13 protein-coding genes are annotated in these 15,532 nt (G+C 66.6%); all 13 read left to right on the top strand.

Annotated elements, in window-relative coordinates; genetic code table 11:
- Positions 1-150, top strand: a 150-nt coding sequence (locus HY726_05970; protein MBI4608534.1) for a pyruvate synthase, incomplete at its 5' end; no start/stop codon positions are given.
- 155 nt (positions 151-305) lie between these two features.
- Positions 306-1,352, top strand: a complete 1,047-nt coding sequence (locus HY726_05965) for a hypothetical protein (GenBank protein ID MBI4608533.1) — start codon at positions 306-308, stop codon at positions 1,350-1,352.
- Between the two features lie 107 nt (positions 1,353-1,459).
- A complete protein-coding gene (locus HY726_05960; GenBank protein MBI4608532.1) occupies positions 1,460-1,930 on the top strand; it encodes a tripartite tricarboxylate transporter TctB family protein in 471 nt (156 codons plus the stop codon).
- 15 nt (positions 1,931-1,945) lie between these two features.
- Positions 1,946-3,469, top strand: coding sequence for a tripartite tricarboxylate transporter permease (locus HY726_05955; GenBank protein ID MBI4608531.1), 1,524 nt, complete (start codon positions 1,946-1,948; stop codon positions 3,467-3,469).
- A 204-nt stretch (positions 3,470-3,673) separates the two neighbouring features.
- Positions 3,674-5,020, top strand: a complete 1,347-nt coding sequence (locus HY726_05950; GenBank protein MBI4608530.1) for a permease — start codon at positions 3,674-3,676, stop codon at positions 5,018-5,020.
- Between the two features lie 164 nt (positions 5,021-5,184).
- Entirely contained in the window at positions 5,185-5,940 is a 756-nt protein-coding gene (locus HY726_05945; protein MBI4608529.1) for a FadR family transcriptional regulator, read from the top strand.
- A gap of 501 nt (positions 5,941-6,441) precedes the next feature.
- Complete coding sequence (locus HY726_05940) at positions 6,442-9,096, top strand: pyruvate, phosphate dikinase (protein MBI4608528.1); 2,655 nt, start codon at positions 6,442-6,444, stop codon at positions 9,094-9,096.
- Entirely contained in the window at positions 9,089-9,976 is an 888-nt protein-coding gene (locus HY726_05935; GenBank protein ID MBI4608527.1) for a dihydrodipicolinate synthase family protein, read from the top strand. The genes HY726_05940 and HY726_05935 overlap by 8 nt, the downstream gene beginning before the upstream one ends.
- Positions 9,977-10,132: 156 nt before the next feature.
- On the top strand, positions 10,133-11,887 hold the full coding sequence (gene ilvB, locus HY726_05930) for a biosynthetic-type acetolactate synthase large subunit (GenBank protein MBI4608526.1): 1,755 nt from the start codon (positions 10,133-10,135) through the stop codon (positions 11,885-11,887).
- Between the two features lie 89 nt (positions 11,888-11,976).
- Complete coding sequence (gene ilvN, locus HY726_05925) at positions 11,977-12,570, top strand: acetolactate synthase small subunit (GenBank protein ID MBI4608525.1); 594 nt, start codon at positions 11,977-11,979, stop codon at positions 12,568-12,570.
- 237 nt (positions 12,571-12,807) lie between these two features.
- On the top strand, positions 12,808-13,812 hold the full coding sequence (gene ilvC / locus HY726_05920) for a ketol-acid reductoisomerase (protein ID MBI4608524.1): 1,005 nt from the start codon (positions 12,808-12,810) through the stop codon (positions 13,810-13,812).
- A 2-nt stretch (positions 13,813-13,814) separates the two neighbouring features.
- Positions 13,815-14,468, top strand: coding sequence for a phosphatidylserine decarboxylase (locus HY726_05915; protein MBI4608523.1), 654 nt, complete (start codon positions 13,815-13,817; stop codon positions 14,466-14,468).
- 50 nt (positions 14,469-14,518) lie between these two features.
- The gene (gene pssA / locus HY726_05910) at positions 14,519-15,292 is read left to right on the top strand and encodes a CDP-diacylglycerol--serine O-phosphatidyltransferase (protein MBI4608522.1); all 774 of its coding nucleotides are present in this window, start codon (positions 14,519-14,521) and stop codon (positions 15,290-15,292) included.
- Positions 15,293-15,532: the final 240 nt, after the last annotated feature.

Raw genomic sequence — 15,532 nt, 5'->3', positions numbered from 1 at the left:
GTTCGGGAGTACCTGCTCAAGCAGGGGCGCTGCGCCCACTTCACCGAGGAGGATCTGGGGTACTTCCAGGCCAAGGTGGACGAGATGTGGGAGAAGTGGGAGCTCCCGGGCGTGATCCCGTTCCGGAAGGATGCGAAAGTCAACGCGTAACCGGGGCTCGGGCCTCCGGCGAGGCTGAAACGGTGCCAGGCTTAGCCCCTTGAACAGGCGGCCTGGCACGTGTTTTTTCTGGCCTCGTGTGATATGATTTCGCGCGGTTAATCGCGTGGTTCCGACGCTCGGTTCCCCAATGAAAGGAGGAGGGCATGATAGGCCGTAAAGGTATTCTCGCCTCAGTGGGAATGTTACTGGCAGTCGTCCTGGCCCTCGCGTTCGTCAGCGGCGTCGCGGACCGGTCCGCCCAGGCCGCGTGGCAGCCCTCGAAACCCATCGAGTTCGTCATCCAGACGTCCCCGGGCGGTGGCTCAGATATCTACGCGCGCTTCTGGATCGGGATCATCGAGAAATACAAATTCTCACCCGTCCCGGTCGTGCCGGTCAACATGCCGGGCGGGGCGGGCGCCGTCTCCCTGGCGCACCTGCACAGCAAGCGGGGGGATCCGCACTATATCTCGCCGACCCTGAACAGCGTCATCACCACCCCGCTCCTCCAGAAGATCCCCGTCATGTACCTGTCGGAGGATCTGACCCCGGTCGTGAAGATGATGATGGACCCCTTCATCCTCGTTGTACACCCCGAGAACTTCAAGAACTTTGAAGAGTTTCTGGCGGCCTGCAGGCAGCGGAGCCTCACCGCGGCCGGCACCGGCTCCAAGCAGGAGGACGAGATTCAGATCTTCGCGATGCAGCACGCATTCAAGTGCCAGCCCTTCAAGTACGTGCCGCACAAGGGGGGCGGTGACGTAGCCAAGGCGGTGGCCGGGAAGCACGCGGACTTCAATGTGAACCAGCCGTCCGAGATGCTGCCTCACTACCCCCAGCGGCTGATCCCAATCCTGAGCTTCCAGAAAGACAGGGCGAAGGAGTTCCCTGAGGCGCCGACCCACTGGGAGAAGGGGATCAACTCCCAGTGGGCCGAGCTTCTCGACCTTGAGACCGGCCTCCATCAGATGCGGGGTGTCATCGGCTCTCCGGACATGCCGAAGGAGGCGGTGCGCTGGTACGAAGACCTGTTCAGAAAAGTCTGGGAAACGGCGGAATGGAAGGATTTCATGAAAAAGGGCGCGATGAAACCCGTATTCATGAACAGCGAGCAGTACAAGCAGTTTTTGATTAGGTTCGAGAACAACCATGTCAAGGTGATGCGTGACGTCATCGGGTGGAAGCTTCGCGATGACCTCCGAAAGAGGTAGGAAGCAAGGCGGGCGAGGTCAAATTACGGCTTGTCCTGAACGTTAAATCGGCGGGCTGCCCCGCTCCGAGGGGGCAGCCCGTTTCGTGTCCGGGAACGGAGAAGGCGATGAAGCGCGCCGAGATCATCTGTGCTCTGGCGGTGCTGGCCTGGGCTGGGCTCATGCTCAGGGAGGCGACCCGGCTCAACATCGGGTGGGAGTCGAGCGGTCCAGGGGCTGGCTTCTTCCCGTTCTGGCTCTCGGCGGGGTTGGCTATCTTCGCCGTCGTCGTGCTGATTCAGACCCTGAGAGCCGCATCGAGCGCGCCGAAGAAGCGCTTTATCCCTGCGGGCGCCTTGCCCTCCCTGCTCAAGGTGGTACTCCCGATCGCCGGAATGATCCTCGCTATGGAGATCGCGGGATTCTACCTGGCCGCCGCGCTCTACCTGGCCTTCGTCATGCGGTGGATCGGCCGGCACCCCTGGCCCCTTGTAATCGGTGTGAGCTTCCTCTTCCCACTGGCGACTTACTTCGTGATCGAGCGGTGGTTCCTTGTTCTCCTCCCAAAGGGTTATTTGGAAATACGCTTGCCTTTCTGATCCGAGCGGCTCGCGATGGAGGCACTGGGGAACTTACTCTTCGGATTCACGATTTCGCTGACCCCCTACAACCTCGTGGTCGCCGCGACCGGCGTCTTCCTGGGGATCATCATCGGCGTGCTGCCGGGGCTGGGCGGAACCAGCGGAGTGGCGATCCTCCTCCCGCTCACCATCGTCATGCCCCCCACCTCCGGCATCATCCTGCTGGCCAGCATTTACTGGGGAGCCCTCTTCGGGGGCGCGATCACGTCCATCCTCTTCAACATCCCGGGAGAGCCCTGGTCGGTCGCCACCTGCTTCGATGGCTATCCCATGGCCAAGAAGGGGAAGGCCGGCGAAGCCCTGGCCTCGGCCTTCATCCCCGGCTTCTTCGCCTCCCTCGTCGCCATCCTGCTCTTCACCTTTTTCGCCCCTGCGCTGGCCCTGATCGCGTTGAAGTTCGGCCCGCCGGAGTACCTCGCCGTGCTGGTTCTCGCCTTCAGCACTTTCGTCGGGCTCGGCGGCGGTTCGCTCCCGAAAACCATGGCGTCCATGTTCATCGGCTTTCTCCTCGGCTCCGTCGGGCTCGACATCGTGACTGGCCAGCCGCGGCTCACCTTTGGCTCTATCGAGCTGCTGGCCGGGTTCAGCTTTATCACCGCCTGCATCGGGCTGTTCGGCCTCGGAGAGATTCTCCTCTCGGCGGAGGAGTCTCTCGAGTTCAGGGGGGTTCAGGCCAAGGTAAAGGTGAACGACATGTGGTCGGTGGTGAAGTCTCTGGTGCAGCACGCGCGCACCTTCGTCACGGGCACGCTCCTGGGCTTTTGGGTAGGGGTGATGCCCGGCACCGGGGCCACTCCGGCCTCGTTCATGAGCTACGGGATGGCGAAGCAATCCTCCAGGCATCCGGAGAAATTCGGGACCGGCGTGCCGGAGGGAGTCATGGCCACGGAGTCCGCTGCCCACGCGGCCGGGATCGGCGCTCTCCTCCCCCTTGTCACCCTCGGGATCCCGGGATCCCCGACGGCCGCGGTCATGCTCGCCGGTCTCTTTGTCTGGGGGTTCATCCCCGGCCCCCGGCTCTTTGCGGAGCAGCCTGATTTCGTCTGGGGCCTCATCTCGAGCATGTATATCGGGAACCTGATGGGCCTTCTCATGTGCCTTCTCCTGCTCCCGTTCTTCGCGGCAATCTTGAGGATCCCCTATGCGATCCTCGGCCCGCTGATCGTCCTCTTCTCCGCGATCGGGGCGTACGCTGTGAAGAACATGATGCTGGATATCTGGCTGCTCCTGATTTTCGGGGTAGTCGGCTACGTGTTTAAGAAGCTCGGCTATCCCCTAGCCCCCCTGGTGATCGCCCTTGTCCTGGGAGACATGACCGAGGAGGCGCTGCGGCAGAGCCTCATCATGTCCGACGGGTCCTTCGCGATCTTCTTCACGCGACCGATCGCGGCTGGCCTCATCGGCGTGGCCGCCGTCATCTTCTGTCTCCCGATCGTGGGCCCTCTACTGCGGCGGGTCGTGGCCGGGCTTCGCACCGCCCCGGCGTCCGGTCGCTAGCGTCAGCGCGTCGCGTTGCGTGAGCGTCGTGGCGATCACCCGGGAGCCGGGGAGCCTCGGCACCTTGATCGGGACGGAGGTGGCGAGGCGCGTGGCGTATGTGTCCAAAGCGCCTATACGGGCGAAGCCGAGGTCGGCGAGCGGCGGTTCGGCGTAGGGGCCGGACGGCCCACGTAGAGGTCTGAGAGAAACGCGCCAATGGACATGAGCTCGTGGCTTGGGCTCGCGATCTTCCTGACCACGATCGTGGTGGTCATCGCCGGGATCATCGACCGCACGGTGGCCGCCCTCCTCGGGGTCGCGGTGATGGTGTGGGCCGGTGTGATGAGTGAGGTGGACGCGTTCCAGGCCGTGGACTGGAATGTCATGGCCATCCTGATCTCGGTCTGGACGATCGCGGGGTACTTCGGGAAGAGCGGCGTCCCGGAATGGCTAGCCGTCCAGGCCTACCGCCTCTCGCGCGGCCACGCGGGGCTGCTGGTGATGATCCTGTCCATGCTGGCGGGCCTCGTGTCCATGCTCGTGGACAACGTGGTCGTGATCCTCATGTTCGCCCCGGTAGCGATTCCCCTGGTCCGACACTTCGGGATCCCGCTGACGCCGGTGATCCTGATGATCGGCTTCAGCGCGAACTTCATGGGGACGGCCCTTCTCCTGGGCGACCTGCCGCCCCAGATGCTCCACAGCGTGTCCGGCATCGAGTTCATGGGATTCGTCTGGCACTCCGGCCGGCCCTCCTCGTTTCCGATCCTGATCGTGACCTTCGTGCTGACGCTTTGGGCCATGTACGCGTACGGCTTTCGGACGTCCCCGGCTGCCCGCGACGTCGGCGTGGCCGGGGCCTCGAACGCCGGGGACGGCAACCCGGAGCGCGGGCTGGCCGTCGATGCTTCGATTCCGGACCGGGCGTTCGCGTTCCTCGTGGTGGGCGGGTTCGTCGCGACGATCGTGGCGATGGCGTTCCGGGAGGTGCTGGGGGTGAAGCTGGGGTTCATCGCGATGAGCGGGGCGCTGGCGCTGGTCCTGATCCTTGAGGTCTTCGGCCGCTGGCTCCGGAAGCCCGAGTTCGAAACGATCCTCCAGGAGCTCGACTGGCGCGCGATCCTTTTCTACATCGCGCTGTTCGCGCTGGTCGGCGGGATCGAGAAGGTCGGCATCCTGGAGAGGCTGGCCGAGGCACTCAGGCCCCTGTTCGCGCAGAATCTGATCCTGGGAGCCTCGCTCCTCTACTGGGTGACGGTGCCCATCGTGGGGATCGTGGAGCACGACGCGTACATCCTCACGTTCCTCTACACCATCCGTGATCTCGGGCAGCAGGGGGTGGAACCCTGGCCGCTCTGGTGGATGCTCGTGTGGTCGGGGACGCTGGGGAGCAACCTGACCGTGGCGGGCGCGCCGGCCCTCTACGTGGCCCTGAACATCTGCGAGCGCGAGGAGAAGCGGAAGGTCTCTCTCCGCGAGTTCCTGAGCTGGAGCGTGCCGTTCACCATCGTCGCCAGCGGGATCTGCTATCTGCTCGGCATGTTGATCTGGGTGCTGCCTTACGCCTGAAAAAGCGAGATCGCGTGGCCCGGCGGTGGCCCGGTCGCGCGCCTGGTGAGCCATGAGCTTCCTCGGAGGGGGGCTCCGCCCCCCTTCCGAACCTCCCCCCGGGATTGCGCCGGCTCAGTCGGCGCTCGAAGGGACGGTGCTGAATCATGAGCGAGGCTAGTCCAGTGAACTGGCCCGACGTCGAGCCCATCAAGAGTACCCGAATCTACGAGGAGATCGTGCGCCAGATCAAAACGCTCGTCCAGGAGGGGAGGCTCAAGTCGGGCGACAAGCTTCCCCCCGAGCGCGACCTCGCCGAGCGGTTCAGGGTGAGCCGAACCTCGGTCCGGGAGGCCCTCCGGGCCCTGGAGTCCGTGGGGCTCATCGAGATCCGAGCGGGGGAGGGGACGTTTGTTCGGGAGATCTCGGTGGAATCGCTGATCGAGCCGCTGGCCCTCGTGATCCTGACCCAGCGCGAAGCGGTAGGGGAGCTCTTCGAAGCCCGTCGGCTCCTGGAGCCCGTCATCGCGAGCCTCGCCGCCCGGCGGGCCACGAAGGACGAAATCCACGAGATGGAGCGGATCCTTGAGGAGCAGGCCAAGGAGGTAGCGGCGGGGCGCACGGGCCTGGCCCAGGATGCCGCCTTTCACGCCGCCATCGCCAGCTCGGCCCACAACCGCGCCATCACCCGAATCGTCCACGCGCTGATGGACCTGCTCGCGCAGAGCCGAGAGGACTCACTTCATACTCCCGGGCGGCCCACGCGCTCCCACCAGGACCATCGGCGGATCCTGGACGCGATCCAGCGACGCGACTCGGCTGCGGCCCAGCGAGCCATGCTGGACCATCTGGTGGCCGTGGAGGGGCTGGTGATGGGGCGACAGGCCGAGGAGGGCAGGGAGAGCGTCCCCGACCCCAGAAAGAAAAAGCCTCATACGTAACTCGCGATACCTCCGTACGCAGGTGGCCGTGCCGGTATCGGGTCGCTGGCTTGACGAGGGACACCCTTCAGAAAAACTTCTGCTTGACAAGGAAGGCGGGTGCGCGGTAGGTTGCCAGTTACTATGAAGAACGGAGCGTCGCGGGTGCTGCTGCTGGACCTGATTATTCTGGCACTGCCGGGCCTGCCCGGCGCATCCGCGCGGCCGTTGGGCTAGAACGACGCCGGATGCCACGGGCAGGATGAAGCCCGTGGCACTCAGGAATCCGAAGGGCCACGGGCACTCCCCGTGGCCCTTCAAGTTTTAAGGGGACCGATGAGCGTACTGGAGCTTCAGACCGTTCGGAGGCGAGCAAGGGCGGCCGTCCGGGGCCCGGAGACCGCCCGACCAGGCCGGAATCTCCTTGACAGAGAAAGGCCGAATTTGCTAGAGTTTTTGAACGTTTTCAGCGCGGCCCGGCTCTTGCACTCTGGGCGTCCAACGGTCAGGAGATCTAGCGCGATGAAGTACGTCTACTTCTTCGGGGGCGGTAAGGCAGAGGGATCAACCCACCTCCGCAACCTGCTCGGTGGAAAGGGCTGTGACCTCGCCGAGATGACGAACCTGGGGATCCCCGTTCCCCCCGGCTTCACGATCACCACCGAGGCCTGGAGCGCGTACACGAACGGGGGGAAGCGCTATCCACCGGGCCTCTGGGAGGAGATCCTCGAGCACCTGTCCCGGCTGGAGTCCCTCACGGGCCTCAGGTTCGGTGATGCGGAGCGCCCGCTCCTGGTCTCGGTGAGGTCCGGGGCGCGCGTGTCGATGCCCGGGATGATGGAGACGATCCTGACTCTCGGCCTCAACGACCGCACGGTCGGAGGGCAGGCACGCCGGACCAGGAACGACCGCTTCGCGTGGGACTGCTACCGCCGGTTTCTCACGATGTTCGGCGACGTGGTCCTCGGCATCGAGCGTCACGCTTTCGAGCGGCTCCTGGACGAGACGAAGGCACGCCTGGGCAGAAAGAGCGACCCGGAGGTACCGGCGGCAGAGCTCCAGCAGCTCGCGGACGCCTACCAGGTGCTGGTTCGCGAGAAGACCGGGCGTCTCTTCCCCCAGGATCCCGAGGAGCAGCTCCGGCAGGCGATCAGTGCGGTCTTCGACTCCTGGTTTTCGAAGAAGGCCAGCGACTACCGGCGGATCCACGGGATCCCCAGCGACTGGGGCACGGCGGTCACCGTGATGGCGATGGTGTTCGGCAATCTCGGCGACACCTCCGGCACCGGCGTGGCGTTCACGCGCGACCCCTCCACCGGCGAGCGCCGGTTTTTCGGGGAGTTCCTGGTGAACGCTCAGGGCGAGGATGTCGTCGCCGGGATCCGGACGCCCGAGCCGATCTCGGCCCTCGAGGCGCGGATGCCGAAGGTCTACGCAGAGCTGGTGACGATCAAGGACCGGATCGAGCGCCACTACCGCGACATGCAGGACCTGGAGTTCACCGTCCAGGAGGGAACGCTCTATCTGCTCCAGACCCGCTCGGGCAAGCGGACCGCCGCCGCGGCCGTGCGCACCGCGGTCGAGATGGTGAGGGAGGGGCTGATCGACAAGGAGACCGCGCTCCTCCGCGTGGATCCTCACTCGCTGAGCCAGCTCCTCCACCCGACGGTGGACCCGCGGGCAAAGGTGGCCCCGATCGCGCGCGGTCTGCCCGCCGCGCCGGGGGCCGCGGTCGGCAAGGTGGTCTTCGACGCGGAGCGGGCCGTGGAGTGGGCCAACCGCGGCGAGGCGGTCATCCTCGTGCGTCCCGAGACCTCCCCGGAGGACGTGGCGGGAATGCACGCGGCCCGCGGTATCCTCACCTCCCGTGGCGGATTGACCTCCCATGCCGCGGTGGTCGCGCGCGGGATGGGGAAGTGCTGCGTCGTCGGGGCGGGCGAAGTGCTCGTCGACGAGGAGAAGCGGGCGTTCCAGGCCGGGCGCCACCTCGTCCGCGAGGGAGAGGTGATCTCGCTCAACGGTTCCACGGGGGAGGTGATCCTCGGGGCGGTCCCGCTGGTCGAGCCAAAGCTCGCCGGCGAGTTCAGCGAGCTCCTGGCCTGGGCCGACGAGGCTCGCACGACCGGGGTCCGCGCGAATGCCGATACCCCCGAGGACGCCCGCAAGGCGCGCGAGTTCGGCGCCGAGGGGATCGGCCTCACGCGCACCGAGCACATGTTCTTCAAGCCCGAGCGGGTCCCGATCGTGCGAGAGATGATCATGGCCACGGACCCGGAGACGCGGCGAAACGCGCTGGCGAAGCTCCTCCCGATGCAGCGTGAGGATTTCGCCGGGATCTTCAAGGTGATGGACGGCCTTCCCGTGACGATCCGTCTCCTGGATCCGCCGCTCCACGAGTTCCTGCCGCAGTACGACGAGCTCCTCGAGGAGTACACCCGGCTCGAGGCCGTCGGAAGGAACCCGGCCCGGATCAAGGAGCTCGAGGACCTCATCGCCAGGGTCCGGTCGCTCCAGGAGTTCAACCCGATGCTGGGTCACCGCGGCTGCCGCCTGGGCATCACGTTCCCCGAGATCTACGAGATGCAGGTGCGCGCGATCTTCGAGGCCGCCTGCGCCCAGGCCAGGGCGGGGGTGACCGTGCATCCGGAGGTCATGATCCCGCTCACCGGTACGCTGGGGGAGATGGCGCTGACCCGGGACATGACGGTGCGCGTCGCCGAGCAGGTGATGGCGGAGGCGGGGGTGCGGGTCCCGTACCTGGTCGGCACGATGATCGAGGTGCCGCGGGCCGCCCTCGTGGCAGACCGGATCGCCGAGGAGGCGGACTTCTTCTCCTTCGGCACGAACGACCTGACCCAGATGACCTTCGGATACAGCCGCGACGACATCGCGAAGTTCCTCCCCCTCTACCTCGACAAGGGGCTCCTGCCGGCAGACCCGTTCTCGATCCTGGATCAGGAGGGGGTCGGGGAGCTGATCCGGATCGGGATCGAGCGGGGTCGGAGGACCCGCCCCGACTTGAAGGTGGGGATCTGCGGCGAGCACGGCGGTGAGCCGTCGTCGGTTGAGTTCTGCCACAGGGTTCGGATGAACTACGTGTCCTGTTCACCCTTTATGATCCCGATCGCCCGGCTGGCGGCAGCCCAGGCCCGGCTCAAGGAGAGTGCGGATGCGTGAGTTCGAAGGGGTCTTCATCCCGGTGCCCACGCCGTTCCGCGGCGAGGACGCGGCCACCGAGAGGCTCAAGGCGAACCTCGAGCGGTGGAACCAGACCGACCTGGCGGGCTACGTGGTGTTGGGCTCCACGGGGGAGTTCCCGCTCCTCACGGAGGCGGAGCGTGACCGGGTGCTCGTCGCGGCTCGGGAAGCGATTCCGAAGGAGAAGGCGTTCATCGCCGGAACCGGGGCTGAATCCACGCAGGTGACGATCCAGCGGAGCAGGCGCGCCGCCGAGATCGGGGCCGACGCGGTCATCGTGATCACCCCGAACTACTACAAGCGGGCCCTGACCCAACCTCAGAGCCAGATCCGCCACTACCTGGCGGTCGCCGAGGCCTCGCCGCTCCCGGTGCTGCTCTACAACTTCCCCCAGAACACCGGTGTCAACCTGGAGGCCGAGACCGTGGCCCGGATCGCCGAGCACCCCAACGTCTGCGGGATCAAGGACTCCTCGGCGAACATCGCCCAGGCTGGCCAGATCATCCACCAGACGCCCAAGTCGTTCCACGTCCTGGTGGGGGCGGCGGCGGCGCTGCTGCCGTCGCTGGCGCTCGGGTCCTCGGGCGGGATCCTGGCGCTCGCCAACATCGCCGCCCGGGAGTACTGCGAGGTCTACGCGCTGGCCCGGCAGGGTCGCTGGGACGAGGCGCGCGAGATCGTCTACCGCCTCATGGTCGCGGACCGCGTCGTCCACGCTCGCCACGGGATCGGCGGGCTCAAAGCGGCCCTGGACCTCCAGGGCTTCTACGGCGGGCTGTGCCGGGCTCCGCTTAGCACGCCGGACGGCGACGCCATCGAGGAAATCAAAGAGGTCCTGGCCGCCGCCGGGCTTCTGTAGCGGATTTCGAGCGCGCACCCGCTTCGCGGGTACCCGGCCCGCGCAAGCGAGGGGGAGGGGTCGGAAGGGGGGCGAAGCCCCCCGCCGAGGCAATCATAGAGGTCCTGGCCGCGGCAGGCGTGCTGTAGCGAACGCGGGAGGTAGGAGGTGAGTGCGGTGAAGCTCTCAGGTGCACGGATCTTCTTGGAGTGTCTCAAGCGCGAAGGCGTGGACGTCGTCTTCGGGCTTCCGGGTGGCGCGGTCCTGCCGATCTACGACGCGCTGTATGACTTCGCCGGGCTCAAGCACATCCTGGTGCGCCAGGAAGCGGCTGCGGGTCACGCGGCCGAGGGCTATTCGCGGACGACCGGCAAGGTGGGCGTGGCGCTGGTGACGTCCGGGCCGGCGGCGACGAACCTGGTGACCGCGCTCCAGGACGCGTACATGGACTCGATCCCGATCGTGGCCTTCACCGGCCAAGTGCCCACCCACCTCATAGGGAACGACGCCTTCCAGGAGGCCGACAACGTCGGGATCACCCGCCCGTGCACCAAGCACAACTTCCTGGTGAAGGACGGGAGCGAGTTGGGAACCATCGTCAAGGAAGCCTTCCACATCGCCTCCACGGGCCGCCCCGGACCGGTTCACGTCGACCTGCCGAAGGACGTGCTCGTCAAGGAGTGGGAGTTCCACTACCCGGAACGGGTTCACCTCCGGAGTTACAACCCCACCTACGAAGGGCACCCGGGCCAGATCAAGAAGGCCGCCAAGGCCATGCTGCGCGCCAAGCGCCCCGTGCTCTACGTCGGGGGCGGCGTCATCTCCTCCGACGCCTACAGGGAGCTGCTGAAGCTCGCGGAGCTCACCCAGATCCCGGTGACGACGACGCTGATGGGCCTCGGCGCTTTTCCCTCCGAGCACCCGCTGTCGCTGGACATGCTGGGGATGCACGGGACCTACTATGCGAACATGGCGGTCTACAACTCGGACTGCCTGATCGCCGTGGGGGCGCGCTTCGACGATCGCGTGACGGGGAAGGTCGAGTTCTTCGCGCCCAACGCCGAGATCATCCACGTCGACATCGACCCGTCTTCCATCTCCAAGAACATCCAGGTCCACATCCCGATCGTCGGCGACGCCCGCCGGGTACTGGCCAAGCTCATCGAGGCCATCAAAGAGGAGGTGCGCGACGACGTGCCGTCCATCGTGCGGGAGGCCCGCAAGCAGTGGCACGCGCAGATCGCGGAGTGGAAGGCCAGGTTCCCGCTCCGCTACGACTGGGACGACGAGGTCATCAAGCCGCAGTATGTGATGCAGGAGATCTCGAACCTCACCCGGGGCGAGGCCCTGATCGTCACCGGCGTGGGCCAGCACCAGATGTGGGCGGCCCAGTACTACAGGTTCAAGTACCCCCGCCACTGGTGCACGTCCGGCGGCCTCGGCACGATGGGCTACGGGTTGCCGACGGCGCTCGGCGTGCAGGCGGCGCACCCCGATATGCTGGTGGTGAACATCGACGGCGACGGCAGCTTCGTGATGAACAGCCAGGAGCTGGCCACCTGCTTCGAGTCCCGCCTGCCCGTGAAGACCGTGATCATCAACAACGGCTACCACGGGATGGTGCGTCAGTGGCAGGAGATCATCTACAAGGAGCGCTACTGCTCCATCGACCTGTCGGCGAGCCCCGACTTTGTGAAGCTGGCCGAGGCGTACGGCTGCGTCGGGATCCGCGCGACCAAGCCGAGCGAGGTGGTGCCGGCCCTGGAAAAGGCGTTTGTGACGCCGGGCCCGGTGGTCGTGGACATGATGGTCGACCGGGAGGAAGACGTGTTCCCGATGGTGCCGGCCGGCGGCGCCAACAAGGACATGATCCTCGACCGACCGGGCAAGGCCGTGAAGGAGCGGGCCGCCAAGTCCCAGACCGGCTTTTAACGTCGTTTCGAGCGCAGGCTTTGCCGGCGCAATCTTAGAACGGGGGGAGGCATCGGAAGGGGGGGCGGAGCCCCCCTCCGAGGAAAGAAGTGCAGAACGGAACGGAGCCGAGGAAGCATACGATCGCGGTGCTGGTGGAGAACCGCTTCGGGGTCCTGTCACGGGTGGCGGGCCTCTTCAGCGCCCGGGGCTACAACATCGAGAGCCTCTCGGTGGGCGAGACGCTGGACCCCACGGTCTCGCGCATGACGCTGGTCGTGCGCGGTGCCGAGTTCGTCATCGAGCAGGTCATCAAGCAGCTCCACAAGCTCATCGACGTCATCAAGGTGACCGACTTGACCGAGGAGAACCATGTCGAGCGGGAACTGGTCTTGATGAAGGTCAACGCCGAACCGGCGAACCGCGCGGAGGTCCTGCGGACGGTGGACATCTTCCGCGCCAAGGTCGTGGACGTGACGCCGACGACCTTCACGCTCGAGGCCACCGGCGACGAGCAGAAGATCGACGCCATCGTGGAGCTGCTCCGGCCCTTCGGGATCCAGGAACTGGTCCGCACCGGCAAGGTGGCTATCGCGCGTGGGTCCAAGGCCCGGGTCCGCAGGAGCGAGGAGAAGCTCGGCAAGGCGAAGGCCGCGGACGGCGCACTCTCGCAGGACCCTCGGATCGTCGGCTTCGCCGACTAAGCGGGCCGAGGCGGATGACGTTGTGTGGGGCCGTTTCGAGCGCGCACCCGCTGCGCGGGTACCCGGCCCGCGCAATCGACTCGGGCCTCGCGCGGCGGGTGGCCTGCCTCACGGCATGGCCGAACCCGCCACGCTCGAACAGCAATGGGGGAGGCCCCGGAGGGGGCCGTCGAGGCCCTCTCCGATAAAAAGGGGGGAGGTTCGGAAGGGGGGCGGCGCCCCCCTCCGAGGAAAGCTATGCCAGCGAAGATCTACTACGACCAGGACGCTGACCTCGGGGTGTTGAAAGGGAAGAAGATCGCGGTCGTCGGTTACGGGAGCCAGGGCCACGCCCACGCGCTCAACCTGAAAGACTCGGGCCAGGACGTGGTGGTCGGGCTCTACAAGGGCTCCAAGAGCTGGGCGAAGGCGGAGAAGGACGGGCTCAAGGTGGCCACGGTGGCCGAGGCGGCCCAGATGGCCGACATCATCATGATCCTCCTCCCCGACCAGGCCCACCGCGCCACCTACGAGGAGTCCGTCAAGGGCGCGCTCTCGAAAGGCAAGACGCTGATGGTGGCCCACGGCTTCAGCATCCACTTCAACCAGGTCGTGCCACCCCCGGATGTGGACGTCTCGATGATCGCTCCGAAGGCGCCCGGCCACGTGATGCGCGATCTCTTCACCGAGGGGCCCGGGGTTCCCGCGCTCCTGGCGGTCCAGCAGGACGTGTCGGGCAAGGCGAAGGACATGGCCCTGGCCTACGCCAGGGGGATCGGCTGCACGCGGGCCGGCGTGATCGAGACCACGTTCCGGGAGGAGACGGAGACCGACCTGTTCGGCGAGCAGACCACGCTCTGCGGCGGCATCTCGCACCTCATCAAGGCCGCTTTCGAGACCCTGGTGGAGGCCGGATACCAACCGGAGGTCGCCTACTTCGAGTGCATGCACGAGATGAAGCTGATCGTGGACCTCTTCTACCAGGGTGGCCTGGCGTACATGCGGTACTCGGTCTCCGACACGGCCGAGTACGGCGACTACACGCGGGGCCCGCGGATCATCAGCGAGCAGGTCCGGGCGGAGATGAAGAAGATCCTCGCCGAGATCCAGTCCGGGCAGTTCGCCCGCGAGTGGGTGCTGGAGAACCAGGCCAACCGCGCCCAGTTCCTGGCTATGCGCAAGCGCGACGCCCAGCATCCGATCGAGGAGGTCGGGACCCGACTCAGGGGCATGATGAGCTGGATCAAGCCCCCCCGGATGTGAGCGTGGGCGAGCACGGTGGGCGCGGAGCACTCCGGATTCCCGTCGCTGCCGAAGGGTGGCCGCTCATCCTGACGTTCGCGGCCGCGGCGGGCGCGCTCTGGGCGTTCGGGTGGAGCCTCGGTGCGCTGGCCTTCGCGGCGCTCGCCGTGGGCTGCCTGTTCTTCTTCCGGGATCCGGAGCGGGTCGCCCCGACCCTGGCTGGCGCAATCGTGGCCCCGGCCGACGGGCGGGTCGTCGCGGTACGGGGTGTGGTGGATCCCTTCGTCGGCGAGGGGGTCCGGGTCTCGATTTTCCTGTCGCCGCTCGATGTCCACGTCAACCGGGCGCCGCTCGCCGGCCTGGTGACCGACGTGGAGTACCGGCGCGGACGGTTTCGCGCCGCCTACCGGGACGAGGCGTCGGACGTCAACGAGCGCTGCACGCTCCGCCTCCAGGGAGAGGCGGTGCGGGTAACCGTGACGCAGATCGCCGGTGTCCTCGCGCGCCGGATCGTGTGTCGCGCTCGGAGCGGGGACAAGCTGGGGCTTGGCGAGCGGTTCGGCCTGATCTGCTTCGGGTCGCGGACGGATCTGGTGGTGCCGCGGGAGACCGACCTCCGCGTGCGGCAGGGCGAGCACGTGCGCGGGGGCGAGTCGCTGATCGGGGTGATCGTATGAGACGGAAGCGCCTGGGCGGGGCGGACGGTGCACCGACGCCTCCGGCGCGGATGGCGCGTCGGCGGCGGTGGCAGGAGTTCAGGGAAAAGCGCCGGCGGGGGATCTTTCTTCTCCCGAGCCTGCTCACGACAGGGAACCTCTTCTGCGGCTTCGTGAGCCTCCTCCTGACGGCGCAGCATCGCTACGCCGAGGCGGCGCTCGCCGTCCTCGTGGCGATCGTGATGGACATCCTGGACGGTAAGGTGGCCCGGCTCACCAAGACCACGACCCAGTTCGGCGTGGAGTACGATTCGCTCGCCGACGTGGTGTCGTTCTGCGTGGCTCCCGCGTTCCTCCTCTACGGGTGGGCGCTGAGCCGCCTTGGGCGGGCCGCCTGGCTGGCAGCCTTCCTCTTCGTGATCTGCGGGGCGCTGCGCCTGGCCCGGTTCAACGTCGCCTCGAGCACTGCCGATCGGCGTTACTTCGTGGGCCTGCCGACGCCGGCCGCGGCCGGGTTCGCCGCGTCGGTGGTCCTCCTGCTCGACGGCGAGGACCTCTCTCGCTGGCAGCTCCTCGGCATCAGCACGGGGACCTATCTGGTGGCGCTGCTGATGGTCTCCACCTTCCGCTACTGGAGCTTCAAGGAGGTGGATTTCGCCCGCCGGCGGCCGTTCGGAACGATCGTGGTGGTGGTGCTCGGCGTCCTGATCATTGCCACCCACCCTCAGCTCTTTCTCTTCGTCCTGTTTGGCCTGTACGTTCTATCGGGGTCCGTGCGTCGGCTCTGGGTCCGGAAACGGGAGGCGGCCGCGATCGGCGAGACCGAATGGAAGGAGCAGCACTGACGAGGGACCTGTAACTCGAGCGCGGGCTTTGCCCGCGCGATTAACTCGGGTCTCGCGCGGCGGGGGGCCTGCCTCCCGGCATGGCCGACCCCGCCACGCTCGAACAACCATGGGGGAGGCCTCGGAGGGGGCCGTCGAGGCGGCCTCCGATGAAAAAAGGGAGGGAGTCATGGATCGCGTCATCATATTTGACACCACGTTGAGGGACGGGGAGCAAGCGCCGGGGTTCTCTATGAACAC

This window comes from Candidatus Rokuibacteriota bacterium, assembly GCA_016209385.1.
Taxonomy (GTDB): Bacteria; Methylomirabilota; Methylomirabilia; order Rokubacteriales; family CSP1-6; genus JACQWB01.
Note: the sequence above shows the minus strand (reverse complement) of the source record. Positions and strands in the feature narration are given on the sequence as shown.